Source organism: Stenotrophomonas sp. PAMC25021 (assembly GCF_004795795.1).
GTDB lineage: Bacteria > Pseudomonadota > Gammaproteobacteria > Xanthomonadales > Xanthomonadaceae > Stenotrophomonas > Stenotrophomonas muris.
Genome location: NZ_CP039255.1, coordinates 4,171,573 through 4,190,953 on the forward strand (window position 1 = coordinate 4,171,573; position 19,381 = coordinate 4,190,953).

A 19,381-nucleotide genomic window follows, 5' to 3' on the forward strand; every position below is an offset into this window, starting at 1 on the left:
TGGAGGGCAGCGCCTTTCGCTGCCCTGACCCCTGCATTACCGATCTGTAATGTTTCGTCCGCCGGCCGCTGGCCGGCATCACAGCGCTGCCAGCGGCCCCTGCATGCGATGGAAACTGCCATCGGTGGCGGTGAACCAGGCCAGCGAATGCCCGCCCGCGAAGTCATCGACATGCACGACCGTAGCGCCATCGGCTTCCTGCCACGAAATGGCATAGACCCCGTCGCTGATCCGCTGCCACTCACACGCGGCTTCGCCCTGCGCACCGGCATAGGCGCCGGAGACGATGGCGTACTGCACGTGGCGGCCATCGGCGCTGTAGACATTGTCGGCGGCCAGGCCGTCATAGCTGACGCGGAAGCGGCGGCCGGCGAACAACGGCAAGGCGGGGGCAGTGTTCATCGGATCGCCACCGGGTTGATGTTGACCTGGGTCGAACCGACGTACAGCGGCTGGCCGAGCACGAACAGGAATTCCCAGGCCTTGTCGCGCACCAGGGCACGGCTGTCGATCAGCTCCAGGTTGTAGATGCCACGCTTGGCCAGCATGTACTGGTTGATCGGGAACTCCTCGGCACCGTTCGGGTTCGGGTAGACCTCCGAGGCCCAGGTGTCGCCACCGAAGGCGACGATGCCCTGGTCGCCCAGCCACTTCGCCGCCTCCATGCCGATACCCGGTTCCACTTCCAGGAACTGTTTGTCGTCCTTGCCGATCAGTTCCAGCCAGCCGGTGTTGAACAGCACCACGTCGCCCTTGCGCAGGCGCAGCCCCTGCTTCTTCAGCACGGCCTGGATGTCGGCCACGGTGAACTCGGTGCCGCCGGGCACGATCGCCTTGCCGTAGTACGTGGTCATGTCCAGCACGACGCCACGGGTGACCATCGGCGGCACCTTCTCGACGCCAAGCTTGCGCACCCCGTCCACGGTGACGAAGTCGGCGGCCTTGTTGCCGTTGTAGTAGACGTTGTCGATGCCGATATGGCCGATGCCGTTGAGCTGGGTGCCAACGCCGGTCCAGGCGTTCACCAGTTCATCGTTGAAGGTGAACTTGTTGGGGCCCAGCGACTTGCCAGCCTGCTGGCCGACCTGCACGTTGTACAGGCGGAAGCTGCGGTGGCGGAACGCGGGCAGGTTCTTGTCCACCGGCACCGCCAGCGGATAGGTCTTGCCGGTCCTGACCAGCGAGACCGCGTGCTTGACCACGTCGGCGGTCAGCAGGTTGGCCGCGCCAATCTCGTCGTTGGCGCCGTAGGCAGAGGGGTACCAGTCCTCGGCGGTGGCCTGGAAGGACAGCGGCAGGGTGGCCAGCGCTAGGGCAGCCAGGGTCTTCATCTTCATGGCAAAGCTCCGGTAATTGTCAGGCCGTCGCGGGGGCGGCAAGCGGGGCATGCGGCGCAGCGGCGCCGGCGTGGGCCGGGAAGTGCGGCAGCACGTACTCGGCGATTTCGTGGAAGGTTTCGGCCAACGGCCGTTCGTTGCGGCGGAACTGCAGGCCGATGTGGTCGACACCGGCCGCCCGCATGGCGTGCAACTCGGCCAGCAGGGCGTTGCGGCCGCCGCGCAGGCCGAAGCGCCAGCGCTGCAGAGGAGCATCGGCATCGGCCACCAGGTCCAGGTGGATGAAGCTGGCATAGGGCTTGTTGCCGGCCACGGCGCGCCAGGCCGCCACGCGTTGTACATGGTCCTGCGGCGTGCCCGGGTAGGCCAGGCAGCCATCCATGTGCTGGCCGATCCACGCCGGTTGCTGCTGGGCCAGGCCTGCCACGAACAGCGGCAGGGCCGGGCCATCCGCGGGCAGCACGTCCAAGCCCTGCGGCAGGTGCGCGGCGGCGCCTTCGCGCAGCAGTGCGATCTGCTCGCGGAAGCGGCTGCCACGGCTGTCGAAGTCGCGGCCGAACAGCGGGTACTCCACCGGGCGGTCGCCACTGGCCACGCCCAGCAGCAGGCGGTCACCGCTCAGCCGCTGCACGCTGCGTGCCGACTTCAGGGTCAGCAACGGCTCGCGGATCGGCAGCACCACTGCGCCGGTACCCAGCAGGATGTGCTCGGTGATGCCGGCCAGGTAGCCGAGGTAACTGAACACCTCGAACACCTGTGCGGCATCGCCGAAGGCCGGGTCGTACACCGGCACGTCGCGTACCCACAGCGCACGGAAGCCGAGGCGGTCGGCCAACCGTGCCAGCTCCGCATGGCGCTGCAGGTCCGGTTCGCCGGGCAGGCGTCGCGCGGCGTGTCGTGCCTGTTCGCCCAGCGGCGTCCAGTCATTGTCCAGCGGTGCTTCGATGCCGATGCTGAAACCACCGGCCTGCAGCCGCGTCAACGCGTTGCCCATGGCGAGGCTCCTCAGTCCCAGGCCGGGGCCAGGCCCGGCGGATCGACTTCGCGGCCGTTGCGGTCAAGCGCGGCGATCGCGGCCATGTCATCGGCATCCAGGTGCAGGTCCTGGGCAAGCAGGTTGCTGGCCAGGTTCTCGCGCTTGGTCGAGGACGGGATGACCGAGTAACCCCGCTGCAGCGCCCACGCCAGCGCGACCTGGGCGACGGTGGCCTGGTGCTTGTCGGCGATGGCGGCCAGCACCGGGTCCTTCAGCACCTTGCCGTAGGCCAGGGTCATGTAGGAGGTGACGATGATGCCTTGTTCCTGCAGGAAGGCAGTCAATGCAGGGTTCTGCAGGTAGGGGCTCAGTTCGATCTGGTTGGTGGCGATCTCGCCGGCGCCGACCACCTCGATGGCCTGCCGGGTCAGTTCGATGTTGAAGTTGGACACACCGATCTGACGGGTCAGGCCCAGCGATTTGGCTTCGGCCAGCGCGGTCATGTACTCGCGCAGTTCAACGCCATTGCCCGGCGCCGGCCAGTGGATCAGCAGCAGGTCGACGTACCCGGTGCGCAGCTTGGCCAGGCTGTCGCGCAGGCTCGGGATCAGCTTGTCGGCGGCGTAGTTGTCCACCCAGATCTTGGTTGTCAGGAACAGCTCGTCGCGCGGGACGCCGGATTCGGCGATGGCCTGGCCGACCTCGGCTTCGTTGCCGTAGATCTGCGCGGTATCGATCGCACGGTAGCCGACGTCGAGGGCGTTGCGCACCGAATCGATGACGATCTGGCCGGTCAGGCGGAAGGTGCCGACGCCAAAGGAAGGAACGCTCATGATGGACTCCAGGGACTTCGTTGAGAGCCGGTGGGCTCGGGACAGGGCGAAGTGTGGGCGCTTTACATTTGTTGATTAAGCCGTGTATACGGGAAACGCTTTTGCGCCGAGGTAAAAAATGAAAACCACCCTGGATGAGCTGAAGGCCTTCGTGGCCGTGGTCGACAGCGGTTCGATCACTGCCGCGGCCGAAGAGCTGGAGCTGACCATCTCCGCCACCAGCCGCACCCTGGCGCGGCTGGAGGACAAGCTGCAGACCACGCTGCTGCGGCGGACCACGCGGCGGCTGGAGCTGACCGAGGAGGGAGCCGCATTCCTGGAGTACGCGCGCACGATCCTGGCCACGGTGGACGAGGCCGAGGAACAGATGGCCGCGCGGCGGCTGCAGCCGGTCGGGCGCCTGCGCGTAGACGCCGCCACGCCGTTCATGCTGCACGTCATCGTGCCGTTGCTGGAGGGCTTCCGCGAGCGCTACCCGCAGGTGGAGCTGGAGCTGAATTCCAATGAAGGCATCACCGACCTGATCGAGAAGCGCACCGACGTAGCGTTCCGCATTGGCGTGCTGCGCGATTCCACCCTGCATGCGCGGCCCATCGGCCACAGCCGCATCCGCGTGGTGGCCAGCCCCGAGTACCTGCGCCGGCGTGGCACGCCCACGCGGGTGGAGCAGCTGCGCGAGCACGACCTGCTTGGCTTCACCCAGCCCAGTTCGTTGAACGAATGGCCGCTGCAGGATGCCGATGGCGGCCCTTTCGTGATTGAGCCGGCGATTGCTTCGTCCAGTGGCGAGACACTGCGGCAGATGGCGGTGACCGGGCTGGGCATCGCCTGCCTGTCCGACTTCCTGACCCGCCAGGACCGGCGTGACGGCCGCCTGGTGCAGTTGTTCGCCAAGCAGACGCAGGAGGTGCGCCAGCCGATCAACGCGGTGTACTACCGCAACACCGCGCTGGCCGCGCGCATCACCTGTTTCGTCGACCACGTGACGCAGACGCTCGGCCAGCGTCCGTTTGACGAATAAGGCGGCGTAGCGCCGGCCGCTGGCCGGCTGCCGGGTCCCGGGGGCTGCCGGCCAGCGGCCGGCACTACCAACTGTGTATCACCTGATGCGTGGCCCATGCATGGAGGGGTAGAGCCGGCCGCTGGCCGGCTGCCGGGTCTCTGGGGCTGCCGGCCAGCGGCCGGCACTACCAGCTGTGTATCACCTGATGCGTGGCCCATGCATGGAGGGGGTAGAGCCGGCCGCTGGCCGGCTGCCGGGATCCCGCAGCTGCCGGCCAGCGGCCGGCACTACCGGCGGTTGTGCAGCGCGCGCCGGTTGCCGATGTGCGCGCATGCCAGCAGCACGCCACCACCAGCTGTCGCCACGCCATGCCAGAGCAGTGATTCCTTCAGCGGCAGGTATAGCGAGGCCGGCAACAGCAGGAGGGCGCCGACGCAGGCCAGCCTTGCAGGTCGCCAGCGCCCATGCCGGTGAACCCCGGCCAAGGTGCTCGCCAAGGCCAGCGACGAGGCCAGCAGCGCAAACAGCCATTCCCAGCGCGACATCATCAGCAGAAACGTCATCGCGCCATGGCCGGGGTGCTGGAACGAGCGCAGCGCCATCATCGCTGCCGGCACGAAGGCCAACAGCAGGGGCAGGGCGATGCAATGGGCGGCGCAGGCCAGGGACAGCCAGGCCCCGGCTAGATCGAAGCGGGGGTGCCAGCGTGCCGAAGCTGGCGGCTGGGCCAGGGCCCTTGCAAGGCGTCGTGGGGATGTGGTCCATAATGTTACATAGTAACAATTGGAGCCTCTCCCATGAAGCGTTCTGCTGCTCTTTTCCTGCTGCTGGCTGCCAGCGCTGCACAGGCCCATGATGTCCGCCAGCTCGGTGCGCACGTACACGGCCAGGCCACCGTTGATCTTGCGCTTGACCAGCAGACGCTGGAATTCGCCCTGCAGGCGCCCGGCATCGGCATCCTTGATTTCGAGCGGCCGCCGGCCAATGCAACCGAGCAGGCCGCGCTGGCGCGTGCGACTGCGCTGCTGCAGGGCGGCAGCTGGGTCACCTTGCCCACCGCCGCGGGCTGCCGCCTTATCGCGAACGATGCCAGGGCCGAGGGCTTCGGTGCGATGGCTGCCGCGCCGCCGCCCGGTCAGCATCGCCACGCAGGGTTCAGCGCAACCCTGCGGTACCAGTGCGCCAAGCCTGCCGGGTTGCGGGCCATCGTCGTGCGCCTGCCCGCAGTATTCCCGGGCCTGCACGAAGTGATCGTCAACAGCACCACCGCCCATGGCCAGAACCGCAGCGTGTTGACCGCGGACAATCTGCGCGTGGTGCTGGCACCGTGAGGATGCGACCGGTGATCATGCTGGATGGCGTGCAGTTCGGCTATGGCCGGCGGCTGGTGCTGGACGTGCCGCGGCTATGGATCGAGCAGGGCAGCAGCGTGCTGCTGCGCGGAATCAGTGGCGGTGGCAAGAGCACGCTGCTGGGCCTGCTGGCGGGCGTGCTGCTGCCCGGCAAGGGCCGCATCGAGGTCGCCGGCCACGCGCTGCAGGCGATGCGTGGTGCCGCGCGGGATCGCTTCCGCGCCGACCACCTGGGCGTGATCTTCCAGCAGTTCAACCTGCTGCCGTTTCTCAGCGTGCGCGACAACATCGCACTGGGCCTGCGCTTCTCGCGCCTGCGCAGTGCGCGCATCAGCGGGCCGTTGAATGCCGAGATCGCGCGACTGCTGCAGGCCCTGCAGCTGGACCCCGGGCTGATGCAGCGCCGCGCCGGCACGCTCAGCGTCGGCCAGCAACAACGCGTGGCGGCGGCACGCGCGCTGATCGGCAGCCCGGCGTTGCTGCTGGCTGATGAGCCGACCTCGGCGCTCGACCGCGACGCGGCGACCGCGTTCCTGAAGCTGATGTCGGCGCAATGCGAGGCGGCCGGCACCACGGTGCTGGTGGTCAGCCATGACGACAGCCTGCAGTCGTTGTTCGACCGCACGATCGCCTTGTCCGAGATCAACCAGGCAGGTGCCGGCCATGCTTGAGCTTGCCTGGGCCAGCCTGCGCAGCCGCGCGTTGAGCGTGGGCCTGACCGTGCTGGTCATCTCCCTCAGCGTGGTGCTGTTGCTGGGTGTCGAGCGTGTGCGCACGCAGGCGCACGAAGGCTTCGCCAGCACGGTGTCGGGCACGGACCTGATTGTCGGTGCGCGTTCGGGGCCGGTGAACCTGCTGCTGTACGCGGTGTTCCATATCGGTGACCCCACCAACAACGTGTCCTGGCAGTCCTACCAGGCGCTGTCCGCCATGCCGCAGGTGAAGTGGGCGGTGCCGCTGTCGCTGGGCGATTCCTGGCGCGGCTACCGGGTAGTGGGTACCACTGGCGGCTACTTTGAACACTATCGTTATGGTTCCGGTCATGCGCTTGCCTTTGCACAGGGGCGGCCCTTTGATGATCTGTATGACGCGGTGATCGGCGCGGAGGTGGCACGCGCGCAGAAGGTCGGCCTCGGCGACGAGATCGTGCTGGCGCACGGCACCGGCGCGGTGACGCTGGCCACGCATGCCGACAAGCCGTTCCGGGTCTCCGGCATCCTGCAGCGCAGCGGCACGCCGGTGGATTCGTCGCTGCTGGTCTCGCTGCCGGCGATCGAGGCCATCCACGTCGACTGGCGCTCGGGTGTGCAGCTGCGCAGCCAGAGCGTCAGTGCCGAGCAGGCGCGCCACCTCGATCTGACCCCGACCAGCATCACCGCTTTCATGCTCGGCCTTAACTCGCGCATCGCCACCTTTTCGGTGCAGCGCAGGATCAACGAGTATCCCGAAGAGGCGATGCTGGCGATCCTGCCCGGGGTGACGCTGCAGCAGCTGTGGCAGTCGCTGGGCACGGCCGAGCGCGCCCTGCAGCTGATCAGCGCGTTGGTGGTGTTGCTGGGCATGGTCTCGCTGGTGGCGTTGCTGGTCTCGACGCTGCAGCAGCGGCGGCGCGAGATGGCGATCCTGCGTGCGACCGGCGCGCGGCCGGGTTACATCGCCGGCCTGCTGGTAGTGGAAGCGGTGGCGACCAGTGCCGTGGCCTGCGTGCTGGCGTTGGCGCTGCTGGTGGCCGCCAGCATGGCCGGACGCGGCTGGGCCCTGGCCACCTTCGGCCTGTCCATCACCCATGTCTGGCCGGATGGCCGCGAGCTGGCCTGGGTGGCGGGTGTGTTGGCGATCAGCGCGGTGGCCGGGCTGGTGCCGGCGTTGCTGGCCTACCGGCGCACCTTGGCCGATGGCCTGTCGCCGGGAGGCTGAGCATGCGCTGGATGCTGTCATTGCCGATGGTACTGGCGCTGGCAGCCTGCGAGCGGCCGGTGGATACCGGTGTGCAGGCGTTGCCACCTCCGCCGGTTGTCGACCACGCTGGCGCTGCGGATGCGGCGGAGCAGGAACTGGACTGGTTGCAGATGATGCCCAAGGACGAGCTGGCCGCGCTGGAGCGCGGAGAGGGCCCGGAGGTGGAGCACAACGGCAACCGGCGCATGCCGCAATTCGGCACGTTCCGTACCGTGGATACGGTGCTGCAGCGTCCGGTGCGCCTGCCCGGCTACATGGTGCCGCTGGCCACTGCGCAGGACGGGCGCCTGACCGAATTCCTGTTCGTGCCGTACTACGGCGCCTGCATCCACGTACCACCGCCGCCACCGAACCAGATCGTGCACGTGGTGCTGCCGCGCCCGATCGCCATGCCGGACATGTACTCGCCGTTCTTCCTGGCCGGCACCCTGCGTGACGAGCGGCTGGATGATGATCTGGCCGGTTCCGCCTACACCATGCGCGATGCCCAGCTGAGGCCCTATGAACCGTAGCACTGTGTTGCTGCTTGGATGCGTCTGGTTGGCAGGCTGCACGTCACCTGGCGGTGATGCCGTGGTGGCCACGCCGCGCGACAAGCCGTTGCCCTCCGCCGCGCCCGAAACGCCTATCGACCGCTGGGACGCGCTGCGGCCGGACGAAGTGACCTATCAGCGCCCGCCCCCGCAGATCGGCTTGTCACGCAATGGCATGGACGGGGTGGGCGGCCTGATCGACGACATCGGCTCGGGCACGCCACCGGGGCAGGAAATCGACCATTCCAGCCCGGATCGCGCCAAGCAGTTCGGCTCTTCGCGCGTGGTCGACGCTGTCGACGGTCGCGCGGTGGATCTGGATGGCTACGTGGTACCGCTGGGCACCAATGATGCCGGCCTGGTCGATGAGCTGCTGTTCGTGCCGTTCTACGGTGCGTGCATCCACGTGCCGCCGCCGCCACCGAACCAGATCATCCATGTGACCCTGGCCACGCCGATCGCGCTGGGCGATCTTTGGGACCCGTACCGGTTGGCCGGCCGCCTGCAGGTGAAGCGCTTCGATGCGGACATTGCCAGCGCGTCCTACGATGCCGCAGCGGCCACGCTGACGGCGATCCACGACTGATGCGCATGCGCTGGATCCTGGCTGCCGGGGTGCTGGTGAGCGCAGTCGTGCTGCTGGTGTGGTGGCAGCGGCAGCGCGCACCCACCGCGCCGCCGTTGGTCGCGTTTCCAGCACCGGCGTCCGACGCCAGCCAGCGCATCGAACAGCGTTTGGGTGACGACCACGCGTTCCGCAACGACGTGCTGTTCCTGCTTGCGGCAACAGTGCGCGACCGCTGCCAGCCAGCGCAGGCGGGGCTGCTGGCGCGCATGGCCAATCGTGCGTCGCTGCCGGTGCTGGCGGCGGTGAGTGCGGTGACCCAGCAGGATCCATCGCTGGACCGGCCGATCTACCAGTACATCCAGCACCGCGCCGACGCGACGCAGTGCGGCCAGCCGCTGCAGATGCCGTTGGCCGGTGGGCGCAGCATGGCGTTGGACATCGAACAGTACGCGCGCACCTTCCCGGACAGCTACTTCGACCCGCAGCGCAGCAGTGAACCCCGGGACTTTGGTGGACGGTCGTTGCAGCAGCGCGCTGGCAACGCCTGCAACAGCGTGGTGTATTCGGTGCTGCCGCTGGGTGGCACCGACTGGCGGTGCAGCAGCCTGCGCGCGAATGCCCGCGCGCGGGTGCGCGGCCTGTGCGAGGACGAGCTGCGGCGCCAGCACGGGGCAACGGGCGGGGAGCTGGACATGGCCGTGGGGCAGGGCATGCAGGCGGCGGTGGTAGCGGCGATTGCTGCGCTGCCGGAAGACTGCCGGTGATGATCCCGGACACCAGCCAAGACCGGGCATGAGGGGCACGGCAACATGAACATTGCCCGGACCGCAATCTGAGCCGCTGTCGCCGCCTTCATAACTATACAGGACATCCTGTATAGTTATCGCCGTAATCCACCCCCACCAGGTTCTCTCATGGCTTCGTCCCAGCCCTTGGCCGGTGCTCCGGCCCTGTCGCGTGCCCGTCGCTGGGCACTGTTGTTCACCGTCGCCGCCGGCCTGCTGCTGGTCACGCTCGACAACTCCGTGCTCTACACCGCCCTGCCCACGCTGACCGAAGAACTCTCGGCCAGTGCCGGCCAGGCGCTGTGGATCATCAACGCCTATCCGCTTGTGATGGCCGGCCTGCTGCTGGGTGCGGGCACGCTGGGCGACCGCATCGGCCACCGCCGCATGTTCCTGATCGGCCTGGTGGTGTTCGGCGTGGCATCGTCGGCAGCGGCGTTCGCCGACACCGCAGGGCTGCTGATTGCCGCGCGCGCCTTCCTGGCGGTCGGCGCGGCCGCGATGATGCCGGCCACGCTGGCGCTGATCGGCCTGAGCTTCCACGAAGCGCGCGAACGCAACATCGCCATCGCGATCTGGGGTTCGGTGGCGATCGTCGGTGCAGCGCTTGGCCCGATCATCGGTGGCTGGCTGCTGCAGCATTTCTGGTGGGGCTCGGTGTTCCTGATCAACGTGCCGGTGGTCGTGGTCGCGTTCGTGGCCACGCTGCTGCTGGCACCGGAAGGCCAGCGCGACACCTCGCGACCGTGGGACCTGGTTTCGTCGCTGCTGGCTCTGGCTGCACTGTCCGGCCTGGTGCTGGCGATCAAGTCGCTGATCGCTACGCCGCCGTCGTATGCGCTGGGTGCAGGCGCGCTGCTGCTGGCCGCCATCAGTGGTGCGGCGTTCGCGCGCCGCCAGCAGCAGCTGCCGTACCCGCTGCTGGACTTCGCAATCCTCCGCAATCCGGCGTTCCTGGCCGGCACGTTGTCGGCGGTGTTCACCCTGTTTGCGATGGCCGGCCTGCAGCTGGTCACCACCCAGCGCTTCCAGCTGGTGGCGGGCTTTTCGCCGCTGCAGGCGGGCCTGCTGGTGTCGGTGGCCGCGCTGGGCAGCCTGCCCAGTGCGCTGCTGGGCGGCAGCATCCTGCACCGGGTGGGCCTGCGCCCGCTGATCTGTGGCGGCCTGGCCGCAGGTGCGCTGGGTGTCGGCGTGGTGGCATTCGGCTTCCCGCACGGCCTCGGCTGGGTGGTCGCCGGCATGGCGATCACCGGCTTCGGCATGGGTTCGGCCATCTCGGTGGCGTCCACCGCCATCCTCAACAACGTACCGGCGCACCGTGCGGGCATGGCCTCGTCGGTGGAAGAGGTGTCCTACGAGTTCGGTGGCCTGCTGGCGGTGGCGATGCTGGGCAGCTTGAGCGCGGCGGTGTATGGCGCATTCCTGCCGGTCTCGGCCGACATGCCCGCGCTTGCACGGGAAGGCTTCACCCAGGCGCTGCACGTGGCACGTGAAAGCGGGCAGGGCGAGTGGTTCGCACTGGCCATGGCCGCGTATGACCGCGGCTACCAGATCGTGCTGCTGGTGATCACGGTGGTGCTGGCGCTGGGCGCTTCGATCATCGCGCGCCTGCTGCGCGGGCGCGTCGGCAGCCGCGTGGGTGCGGCCGATCGCGTAAAATGACGCGATGAGAACCAGCAAGCGCGACCGCATCCTCGACGCCGCCGTCAACGTGATCAATCGTGATGGCGTGCGCGCAGTGACCTTCGAGTCGGTGGCGGCCGAGGCCAAGCTGACCCGCGGCGGCCTGCTGTACCACTTCCCGTCGCGCGAGGCGCTGCTGCGCGGCATCGACGAGCACCTGGTGCGGGCCTGGGAGACGTCGATGGAAACGCTGCTGGGCAAGCGTGCAGACGAAGCCTCGGCGCTGGAGCGTTACCAGACCTTCGTGCGCGTCTCGGCGCAGAGCGCTACCCGTGCCGAGCTGATGTTCATGCTCGAATCGGCCGACCCGGACGCCGATGAGCGCCCGTGGGGGCCGGCGGTACGGCGTTGGGCGCCGTTGCCGCCGTCGACCGGGCAGAGCGACCCGGCCGCGCTCGACAATTTCGTGGCACGGCTGGCCGCCGACGGCCTGTGGATCTACGAGGCGATGTACGAGGGGCAGCTGGATGAAAGCGTGCGCGCCCAGGTGGCCGAACGGATCGCCGGGCTGCTGGCGAAGCCCGATGGAACGTCAAGTTGAGCGGGCAGCCGGCGCGCCGACATCGCCCGTGGTAGAGCCGACCGCCGGTCGGCTGTCCTTCGGTCAGGCCACGGAAATGCCGCTTCGATCGCCCGTGGTAGAGCCGACCGCTGGTCGGCTGCTCTTCGGTCAGGCCACGGAAATGCCGCTTCGATCGTCCGTGGTAGAGCCGACCGCTGGTCGGCTGCCCTTCGGTCAGATCACGAAAATGCCGCTTCGATCGCCCGTGGTAGAGCCGACCGCTGGTCGGCTGCTCTTCGGTCAGATCACGAAAATGCCGCATCGGTAGAGTCGATCGTTAGTCGACTGCCCTTCGGTCGGACAACGAACCTCCCGCGCGTCGCGCGATGGTCGACCAGCGGTCGACTCTACTCCCTCACCTTTACCCAGCCTGCGCGGCGCCCGCGGCCAGCCACGCCCTCGGCGAAGCCCCCAACCGCTTGCGGAACGCCTTCGACAACGATGCGGTATCGGCAAACCCCACCTCGATCGCCACCTGCTTGACCGCCACGCCGGCCCGCAGCTGCGCGCAGGCCAGGCTCAGCCGCCAGTCCAGCAGGTAGCTGGCTGGCGTTGCCTGCATCACGTCCTTGAACACGGCCGCGAACGCGCTGCGCGACATGCCGGCGGTCGCGGCCATGCGCGGCAGCGTCCATTCGTCCTGCGGTGCCTGGTGCATCGCCACCAGCGTGCGTGCCAGCCGCGCATCGGACAGCCCCCGCATCAACCCGTGGCTGACGCCGGCTGCATCCGGGTGGTCGACCACCCAGCGCAGGATCTGGATCAGCGCCACCTCGAACAGTCGGTTGGTCAGCAGCCGTGACCCGCAGCGCTGGCGATCGGCTTCGGCGAACAGCAGCTGCAGGGTGTCATCCAGTTCGGTGATCGCGGCCAGCGGCACCACCATCACCGGTGGCAGCGACTGCACGATCGGATTGCGCGCGCCACCATCGAAATCCAGCGTGGCACAGGTGAAATCCGGGCCGTCCAGCGGAGCGTTGAAGAACACATGGTGCAGCGGCTGCGGATACAGCAGGAGGCTGGGTGTATCGATCTTCAACCGGGGCAGCGCGCTATCGCCCCCAGGATGACGGACTTCCATCTCACCCTGGCGCAGGATGTGCAGGAACGCACGACCGGGCTGCGGCTCGAAGACATGCTGCCCGCACAGCGGGCCACTGTGGAACAGCGCCGCCTGCACCCGGAAGCGTTCCAGCAGCGAGGAGAGTCGATCTGGCGCAGGGGTGGCCGTGCGCATGCTCATGGACGTATGGACAACATATGTGGCGAATTGAGGATGTTGCGTCCAGGGAGTCTACCTAGGATGAGCGGGTCGTCCAATCCCGGGCGCTTTCCCAAGGAGATCCACCATGTCCCGTGTCCCCCTGATCGATGCCGCCAACACCACCGCCGACCGCCAGGCCCTGCTGGGCCAGGTCCACGCTGCCTTCGGCGCCACCCCGGCCATGTTCCGCGCCGTGGCCAACTCGCCGGCTGCCCTGCAGAGCATGTGGGGTTCGTTCGGCGCGCTGGGCGGCGGTCGCCTGTCGCCGCTGCTGGGCGAGCAGATCGCCGTGGCCATCGCCAACCGCAACGCCTGCGAGTACTGCCTGGCCGCGCACACGGCATTGGGCCGCAAGGCCGGCGCCAGCGGTGAGCAGATGGCTGCCGCGCGGATCGGCCAGTCCAGCGACCCGGCCACTGCGGCGGCGCTCGACTTCGCGTTGAAGGTGGTCGAGCAGCGTGCGCAGATCGCCGACGGCGACGTGCAGGCGCTGCGCGCGGCCGGCTTCGATGATGAGCAGGTCGTCGAGATCCTCGCGCATGTGGCGCTCAACCTGTTCACCAACTACGTCAACGTGGCGTTCGACGTGCCGGTGGACTTCCCGAAGGTCGCGCTGCGCTGAGGTGTACCGGGCCGGGGGACGCAGTGCTCCCGGCCATCCTCAGCGGGCGTGGCCGTCGTGCGCCTGCAGCCGCTCCGGATGGGTATACACATTGAACCCGCTTTCCCGCGCGAACCCGACCAGGCACAGGCCGGCGCTGCGGGCCAGATCGATCGCCAGCGCGGTCGGCGCGGACACTGCCGCCAGCACGCTGGCGCCGGCGCGCACTGCCTTGCTCACCATCTCGTAGCTGGCCCGGCTGGAAATCACCAGCAGGCCGCCTTCGATGGCGTGTTCGTTGTGGTGCAGGGCGCCGATCAGCTTGTCCAGTGCATTGTGGCGGCCGACGTCCTCGCGTACCCAGCCGATGCGCCCACTGGCGTCGGCCCAGGCCGCGGCATGGATCGAGCCGCTTGCCGCATTCATCGGCTGGTGCTGCGCCAAGCTGGCCAACGCCCGCTGCAGGGCGGTGGCGGAATAGCTGCGGCGCTCGCGGATCTGCGGCAGTGGGCGCAGCACTTCTTCCAGCTGGCGCGTGCCGCACAGGCCACAGCCACCACGGCCGGGCAGCAGGCGTCCCTTGTCGGGGTCGAGGTTTGCGCCGGGCGCAGCCTCGTCCACGGTCATCTGCAGCTCGATGCCTTCGAGCTGTGGGTGGATATCGATCGACAGCAGCTGCGAGGGCGCGCTGATCAGGCCTTCGCTGAGCGAAAATCCGAGTGCGAAGTCCTCCAGATCACAGGGTGTGGCCATCATCACGGCAAAGGCGGCATCGTTGTAGCGCAGCGCCATCGGCACTTCCTCGGCCACCACGTCGACCTGCTGCTGTTGCGTGCCGCCGCGCCAGCGCTGCAACGGGCGTTGGGCGGTGCCGGCAGGCGGGGTGTGCGGCGGGATCGAATCAGGCATGCAGCGCGTCCGGACAAGGGAGAAACGCGGGCGGGCCACCGCCTGCGGTTTCGAGGATAGCGCAGTGGTCGCGCGCAGACGCGGCTGTAACCGTTGCCATGGCAGGTTGTGCTGAAATCAGCCTGTGCCCTCTGGCGAAGCGCCGTGGGCCGTGCTTGACTGTGCGGCTGGTCGTGCCACTGAATGCACCGCCGGACCGCGTTGTGCCGTTCGTTGTTGTGTTCCTACTGCCAGGTTCCCGAACATGTCCGAGCAGAAACCGCCGCGTTACAAGCCCTACAACCAGCCCGCCGGAGGCTGGGGTGCCGCCGGCGCCACGGCCAAGGTGCTGCTGCAGCAGAGTGTGATCGGCAAGGGATCGAAGGCATTGCTGGCGATGAACCAGCCCGGTGGCTTCAAGTGCCCCAGCTGCGCGTTCCCCGATGCCGACGAACGCAAGAAGCTGGAGTTCTGCGAGAACGGCGCGAAGGCACTGGCCTGGGAAGCCACCCAGTTCCGCGCCGGCCGCGAACTGTTCGCCCGGTACACCGTGACCGAACTGATGGCGCAGACCGACTACTGGCTGGAGATGCAGGGCCGGCTGACCGAGCCGATGCGCTACGACGCAGCCACCGACCACTACGTGCCGTGCAGCTGGGACGATGCCTTCGCGCTGATCGGCCGCCACCTGCAGGCGCTGGACAGCCCGCACCAGGCCGAGTTCTACACCTCCGGCCGCACGCCCAATGAAGCCGCGTTCCTGTATTCGATCTTCGTGCGCGAGTTCGGCACCAATAATTTCCCGGACTGCTCGAACATGTGCCACGAGCCGACCAGCCGTGGCCTGCCGCCGGCCATCGGGGTGGGCAAGGGCACCATCGTGCTGCAGGACTTCGAGCATGCCGAGGCGATCTTCGTGATCGGCCAGAATACCGGCACCAATTCACCGCGGATGATGAGCAACCTGGTCGAGGCGCGTAAACGCGGCATCCCGATCGTGGCGGTCAATCCGATGCCCGAGCGTGCGCTGATCCGCTTCGCCGAGCCGCAGGACGTGGTGCAGATGGCCACGTTCGGTTCGACCGAGATCACCAGCGAGTTCGTGCATATCCGCATCGGCGGCGACCTGGCCCTGATCAAGGGCATGATGAAGGTGATGTTCGAGCGTGAGGCACAGGGCGAGCGCGTGCTCGACCATGATTTCCTGTCGGAACACACGGTGGGCCTGGAGGCGCTGCGCGAAGACGTGATGGCGCAGGACTGGGACCAGATCGTGCAGGTGTCCGGCATTTCGCAGGCGCAGATCCGCCGCTGTGCGGAGATCTACATCCGTTCCAAGGCCACCGTGATCTGCTACGGCATGGGGCTGACCCAGCACCAGTACGGCTCGCGCCTGCTGCAGCAGGTCGCCAACCTGCTGTTGCTGCGTGGCAACTTCGGCAAGCCCGGCGCCGGCATCGGACCGATCCGTGGGCATTCCAATGTGCAGGGCGACCGCACCGTCGGCATCGACGAGAAGCCCAAGCCGGCCTATCTGGACCGCGTGCAGCAGGTGTTCGGCTTCGACCCGCCGCGCGAGCATGGCCACCATGTGGTCGAATCCATCGAGGCGATGCTGGACGGCAGCGCCAAGGTGTTCATCGGCCTGGGTGGCAACTTCATCCATGCCGTGCCCGATACCCCGCGTGCGTATGAGGCAATGCGTGGCCTGGAGCTCACCGTGGGCATTGCCACCAAGCTCAACCGCGGGCACCTGGTCCATGGCCGCGATGCACTGATCCTGCCGGTGGTGGCGCGCTCGGAGCGCATCGTTACGCCCGCCGGCGAGCAGTTCGTCACCATCGAAGACGCGATGTCGAATGTCACCGCGTCGCGCGGGGTACTGGAGCCGGTCAGTGCCGAGGTGTTGCCCGAGGTCGAGATCGTCTGCCGGATGGCACTGGCCACGCTGCCCGACAGCAGGGTTGACTGGGCCGGCTGCATGCACGACTACGCGCCCATCCGCGAGCTGATTGCCGCGGTGTATCCGGAGATCTACACCGGCTTCAACGAGCGCATCCAGCAGCCACACGGTTTCCATCTGGACATTCCGCCGCGCCGCCGGGTGTGGCCCACGCCCAATGGCAAGGCCAACATCCTGGTGATGCCCGGCCTGGACGTGGACGATCCGGTGCACGATCCGGACACGTTGCGGTTGGCCACCGTGCGCTCGCATGATCAGTACAACACCACCATCTACAGCTACAACGATCGCTATCGCGGCGTGTACAACGATCGCATGGTGCTGTTCATGAATATCGAGGACCGGCTGGCGCGCGGGCTGGAGAAGGAAGCGCTGGTCAGCCTGGAGACGATCAGCGGCGATGGCGTGCAGCGCCGCATCGAGGGCCTGACGGTGCTGGACTACCCGATGCCGCGCGGCGCGCTGGCCGGTTACTACCCGGAACTGAACCCGTTGCTGCCGCTGGACTACTACGACCGGATCAGCGGCACACCCGCAGCGAAGTCGATCCCGGTGCGGATGCGGGCGATGGCGGCGGCGATTGCGTGACGCGCATCGGCTATCATCGGCGGGTGAACCTGCCTGGCCTGCTGCTGCGATGGATGCTGCTCGTTGCCCTGGTGCTGAATGCACCGGCGCTGGCGCTTGGCTCGTCTTCGTACGGCGGGTCGGCCAACCAGGATCACTGCGCTGCACCGCACGCGGCTGCGCTGGCGGCAGCCGGCTGCTGCGATGATGCGGCCCGGGCGGCCTGCCAGAGCGGTGAGTGCGAATGCCCGCCAGCCTGCCTTGGCATGCTGGCCACGTTGAGTGGAACGCCCGCCTCGCCGTGGCGTGAGGCGCCTGTAGCTGCTCATTCCCAGCAACGCGCATCGCCGCCGATGCCGGACCCGTTGCGTCCCCCCATCGTGTGATGTCCTGCAGGCGCTCAAGCGCCCGCCATGACTGTTCGGCTCTTTCTCGCCTCTGCCTGCGCCTTCGATGCGCGGGCGGCGGGCCGCGTTGCCCGCCTCAGCAAAGGAATCACTCAATGAACCGTTCTCTCTCCCTCGGCCTGCTGCTGGGCACCGTGCTGGCCACCACCGCCTGTGCACGTGCCGCCGAAGAATCCGCCGCCGCACCGGTCGCCAGCAAGGCTCCGGTGGCACCGATCCAGGCCAGCCCGGCCAAGGTCGATCCGGCCCTGCCGGTGGCCATCGTGCACAAGACCGCCAGCTGTGGCTGTTGCGGTATCTGGGTCGACCATCTGAAGGCCGCGGGCTTCCAGGTGGACGTGCGCGATACCGATGACATGAATCCGATCAAGGTCCGCCTGGGCGTGCCGGTCGGCAAGGCCTCCTGCCATACCGCCGAGATCGGCGGTTATGTGGTCGAAGGCCACATCCCGGCCGAGGACATCAAGCGCCTGCTGGCCGAACGCCCGGCCGCACGCGGGCTGGTGCTGCCCGGCATGCCGGCCGGTTCGCCGGGCATGGAAATGCCGGATGGTTACGTGCAGTCGTACACCGTCGAGCTGGTGCGGACCGACGGCAGCACCGAGCCGTTTGCCCAGCACGGGCAGGGTGGCTGATGGAAGGCGGGTGCCGGTCGTCCTGACCGGCACCCTTCGACGCGTCTTGTGTAGGGCTGAGCCTATGCTCGGCTGTGTTTGGCCGGCAAGCCGAGCATGGGCTCGGCTCTACAGGATCAGCGTGCCGTGGCTGTTTCCTTGGCCAGCTGTGCGTCGAACTTCTTCTCGGCCGCATCCGCGTAGGCCTTGCAGGTCAGGGCGTTGGCTCCGGCCTCTGCACCCGCGGCATAGTTCCAGTTGCTGGCGCCCGGATGCGGCGTCAGCAGCAGGTCGCAGGGCAGGGCGCGCACCGTAGCGAAGCTGCGCCGGTAGTCCTCGACCAGGCGTGGATAACGAGCGTTGCCCTGCAGCTGGTAGCCCGGCGCACTCAGGCTGTCGGCGTAGGCGATGCGCACCGGCTGGCCATCGCGGGTATCGGTCCAGGTCCAGGCGGTGCTGCCTGGGGTGTGCCCCGGCATGAAGTGCGCGGTGAACGCGATGCCGCCTACGGTGACCCCTTCGCCATCCATGATGATGCGGTCGGCGCTGGCCGGCGGAAAGGTGATGCTGTCGCCAAAGTGCAGGTCGTTGCTGCCGCCGCGCGCCAGCAGCACGGCCGATTCGGCGTTGGCCGCTACGCTGGCGCCGGTACGGCGCTTCAGCTCCGCCACCGGGCCGGCATGGTCGGCGTGTGCGTGGCTGAGCAGGATCAGCCGTAGATCCTGTGCTGCCACCCCGCGTGCCTTCATGTTGTCCAGCAGGTGACCGGCCATCTGCGGCATGCCGCCGTCGAGCAGTACCGCACCGTCGGCGGTCCGCACCAGCAGCGCGGTCAGGTCCTCGGTGCCGATCTGCCAGGTGTGGTCGGCAATCTGCAGCGGTGCCATCGGCTGCAGCCACGAGGCGTCCACGGTGTAGGCCTGCAGCTGCGGCAGCGGTGCGTCGGCGGCAGTCACATCAAAGGCAAGTGTGGCAGTCAGGGCAAGGGTCGTCAGGCAAAGGCGCATGGCGGAGAGGTGTCTGGGCAGGGTCGGATGAAACTACCACGCGGGCCGCGCGGACCGTTTCGCGAATAATTCATGGCTGCGATAAGGTGCGCCGCAGACTGCCCAGGGATTGTTCGCTGGCCATGGATTGTGAATCCACCTCCACGGGCTGGAGCGCAGAATCGGCCGGGGCTAGCCTGCTACCAGGCTCAAGGAGGTGGACCATGCACGTGCTCATGGTGATGCTGGGTGGCGTACTGCTGCTGGGGGTATTCGTGCTGTTTGGCCATCTCTGGAGCACGGGCACCTCGCAGCTGCCCACGGCACTGATCGCCTTCATCGCCACCTGGCTGCTGGTGGCCGTGGCCAACATGTGGGTAGGGATCAGCAAGGCCGGCTACGCGGTACGCGAGGAGCTGCCGATCCTGTTGCTGGTATTCGCCATGCCGGCGCTACTTGCCGGTTTCCTGTACTGGCGCCTGGCGCGCTGAAGGAGTTCC

Annotated in this window: 20 protein-coding genes and 1 pseudogene; 13 read left to right on the forward strand and 8 right to left on the reverse strand. The window is 67.9% G+C overall.

Features of this window, described 5'->3' with window-relative positions; translation table 11 throughout:
- Positions 1 to 78: 78 nt before the first annotated feature.
- Genes E5790_RS19290 through dkgB form a run of 4 tightly spaced genes read right to left on the reverse strand, consistent with a single transcriptional unit; the run spans position 79 to position 3,146 of the window.
- Positions 79 to 402, reverse strand: a complete 324-nt coding sequence (locus E5790_RS19290) for an adenylate cyclase (RefSeq protein ID WP_046430889.1) — start codon at positions 400 to 402, stop codon at positions 79 to 81.
- Entirely contained in the window at positions 399 to 1,337 is a 939-nt protein-coding gene (locus E5790_RS19295; RefSeq protein ID WP_111206310.1) for a cyclase family protein, read from the reverse strand. The genes E5790_RS19290 and E5790_RS19295 overlap by 4 nt, the downstream gene beginning before the upstream one ends.
- A gap of 19 nt (positions 1,338 to 1,356) precedes the next feature.
- Positions 1,357 to 2,331, reverse strand: a complete 975-nt coding sequence (locus E5790_RS19300; RefSeq protein ID WP_111206309.1) for a TIGR03571 family LLM class oxidoreductase — start codon at positions 2,329 to 2,331, stop codon at positions 1,357 to 1,359.
- Positions 2,332 to 2,342: 11 nt separating this feature from the next.
- A complete protein-coding gene (dkgB, locus tag E5790_RS19305) occupies positions 2,343 to 3,146 on the reverse strand; it encodes a 2,5-didehydrogluconate reductase DkgB (RefSeq protein WP_111206308.1) in 804 nt (267 codons plus the stop codon).
- Between the two features lie 118 nt (positions 3,147 to 3,264).
- Between dkgB and E5790_RS19310 the strand changes: the two genes are divergently transcribed.
- Positions 3,265 to 4,167 carry a LysR family transcriptional regulator gene (locus E5790_RS19310; protein WP_111206306.1) on the forward strand — a complete coding sequence of 301 codons (903 nt, stop codon included), beginning with the start codon at positions 3,265 to 3,267 and terminating at the stop codon, positions 4,165 to 4,167.
- Between the two features lie 269 nt (positions 4,168 to 4,436).
- Here E5790_RS19310 and E5790_RS19315 read toward each other — a convergent pair.
- Positions 4,437 to 4,914, reverse strand: a pseudogene (locus E5790_RS19315) (MerC domain-containing protein).
- Between the two features lie 32 nt (positions 4,915 to 4,946).
- On the opposite strand from E5790_RS19315, the gene E5790_RS19320 reads away from it, so the two are divergent.
- The 8 genes from E5790_RS19320 to E5790_RS19355 all read left to right on the forward strand — a co-directional run bounded on the left by E5790_RS19320 (position 4,947) and on the right by E5790_RS19355 (position 11,570).
- On the forward strand, positions 4,947 to 5,480 hold the full coding sequence (locus tag E5790_RS19320; RefSeq protein WP_049439542.1) for a DUF2796 domain-containing protein: 534 nt from the start codon (positions 4,947 to 4,949) through the stop codon (positions 5,478 to 5,480).
- 2 nt (positions 5,481 to 5,482) lie between these two features.
- Entirely contained in the window at positions 5,483 to 6,172 is a 690-nt protein-coding gene (locus E5790_RS19325; protein ID WP_181454194.1) for an ATP-binding cassette domain-containing protein, read from the forward strand.
- Complete coding sequence (locus tag E5790_RS19330; protein ID WP_049439546.1) at positions 6,165 to 7,418, forward strand: ABC transporter permease; 1,254 nt, start codon at positions 6,165 to 6,167, stop codon at positions 7,416 to 7,418. Before E5790_RS19325 ends, E5790_RS19330 begins: the two co-directional genes overlap by 8 nt.
- Before the next feature lie 2 nt (positions 7,419 to 7,420).
- Positions 7,421 to 7,972 (forward strand): DUF3299 domain-containing protein, encoded by a 552-nt coding sequence (locus tag E5790_RS19335; RefSeq protein WP_111206302.1) that lies wholly within the window; start codon positions 7,421 to 7,423, stop codon positions 7,970 to 7,972.
- The gene (locus E5790_RS19340) at positions 7,962 to 8,579 is read left to right on the forward strand and encodes a DUF3299 domain-containing protein (protein WP_111206300.1); all 618 of its coding nucleotides are present in this window, start codon (positions 7,962 to 7,964) and stop codon (positions 8,577 to 8,579) included. Before E5790_RS19335 ends, E5790_RS19340 begins: the two co-directional genes overlap by 11 nt.
- Positions 8,579 to 9,325, forward strand: coding sequence for a hypothetical protein (locus E5790_RS19345; RefSeq protein ID WP_049439550.1), 747 nt, complete (start codon positions 8,579 to 8,581; stop codon positions 9,323 to 9,325). Before E5790_RS19340 ends, E5790_RS19345 begins: the two co-directional genes overlap by 1 nt.
- A gap of 150 nt (positions 9,326 to 9,475) precedes the next feature.
- Entirely contained in the window at positions 9,476 to 11,008 is a 1,533-nt protein-coding gene (locus E5790_RS19350) for an MFS transporter (RefSeq protein ID WP_111206298.1), read from the forward strand.
- A 4-nt stretch (positions 11,009 to 11,012) separates the two neighbouring features.
- Positions 11,013 to 11,570, forward strand: coding sequence for a TetR family transcriptional regulator (locus E5790_RS19355; protein ID WP_111206296.1), 558 nt, complete (start codon positions 11,013 to 11,015; stop codon positions 11,568 to 11,570).
- Positions 11,571 to 11,952: 382 nt separating this feature from the next.
- Here E5790_RS19355 and E5790_RS19360 read toward each other — a convergent pair whose 3' ends face one another.
- Positions 11,953 to 12,834: an AraC family transcriptional regulator gene (locus tag E5790_RS19360; protein ID WP_111206294.1), complete on the reverse strand. Its 882-nt coding sequence runs from the start codon at positions 12,832 to 12,834 to the stop codon at positions 11,953 to 11,955.
- 106 nt (positions 12,835 to 12,940) lie between these two features.
- Here E5790_RS19360 and E5790_RS19365 point away from each other — a divergent pair, with 106 nt between their 5' ends.
- The gene (locus E5790_RS19365) at positions 12,941 to 13,477 is read left to right on the forward strand and encodes a peroxidase-related enzyme (protein WP_049439559.1); all 537 of its coding nucleotides are present in this window, start codon (positions 12,941 to 12,943) and stop codon (positions 13,475 to 13,477) included.
- 39 nt (positions 13,478 to 13,516) lie between these two features.
- On the opposite strand, the gene fdhD is transcribed toward E5790_RS19365, so the two are convergent.
- Positions 13,517 to 14,365 carry a formate dehydrogenase accessory sulfurtransferase FdhD gene (gene fdhD, locus E5790_RS19370; protein WP_014647308.1) on the reverse strand — a complete coding sequence of 283 codons (849 nt, stop codon included), beginning with the start codon at positions 14,363 to 14,365 and terminating at the stop codon, positions 13,517 to 13,519.
- Between the two features lie 244 nt (positions 14,366 to 14,609).
- Between fdhD and E5790_RS19375 the strand changes: the two genes are divergently transcribed.
- Positions 14,610 to 16,895 carry an FdhF/YdeP family oxidoreductase gene (locus E5790_RS19375; protein ID WP_136191786.1) on the forward strand — a complete coding sequence of 762 codons (2,286 nt, stop codon included), beginning with the start codon at positions 14,610 to 14,612 and terminating at the stop codon, positions 16,893 to 16,895.
- A 481-nt stretch (positions 16,896 to 17,376) separates the two neighbouring features.
- Positions 17,377 to 17,916: a DUF411 domain-containing protein gene (locus tag E5790_RS19385; protein WP_014647305.1), complete on the forward strand. Its 540-nt coding sequence runs from the start codon at positions 17,377 to 17,379 to the stop codon at positions 17,914 to 17,916.
- A 116-nt stretch (positions 17,917 to 18,032) separates the two neighbouring features.
- On the opposite strand, the gene blaL1 is transcribed toward E5790_RS19385, so the two are convergent.
- The gene (gene blaL1 / locus E5790_RS19390; RefSeq protein ID WP_111206292.1) at positions 18,033 to 18,902 is read right to left on the reverse strand and encodes a L1 family subclass B3 metallo-beta-lactamase; all 870 of its coding nucleotides are present in this window, start codon (positions 18,900 to 18,902) and stop codon (positions 18,033 to 18,035) included.
- Between the two features lie 203 nt (positions 18,903 to 19,105).
- On the opposite strand from blaL1, the gene E5790_RS19395 reads away from it, so the two are divergent.
- A complete protein-coding gene (locus E5790_RS19395; protein ID WP_111206290.1) occupies positions 19,106 to 19,372 on the forward strand; it encodes a hypothetical protein in 267 nt (88 codons plus the stop codon).
- Positions 19,373 to 19,381: the final 9 nt, after the last annotated feature.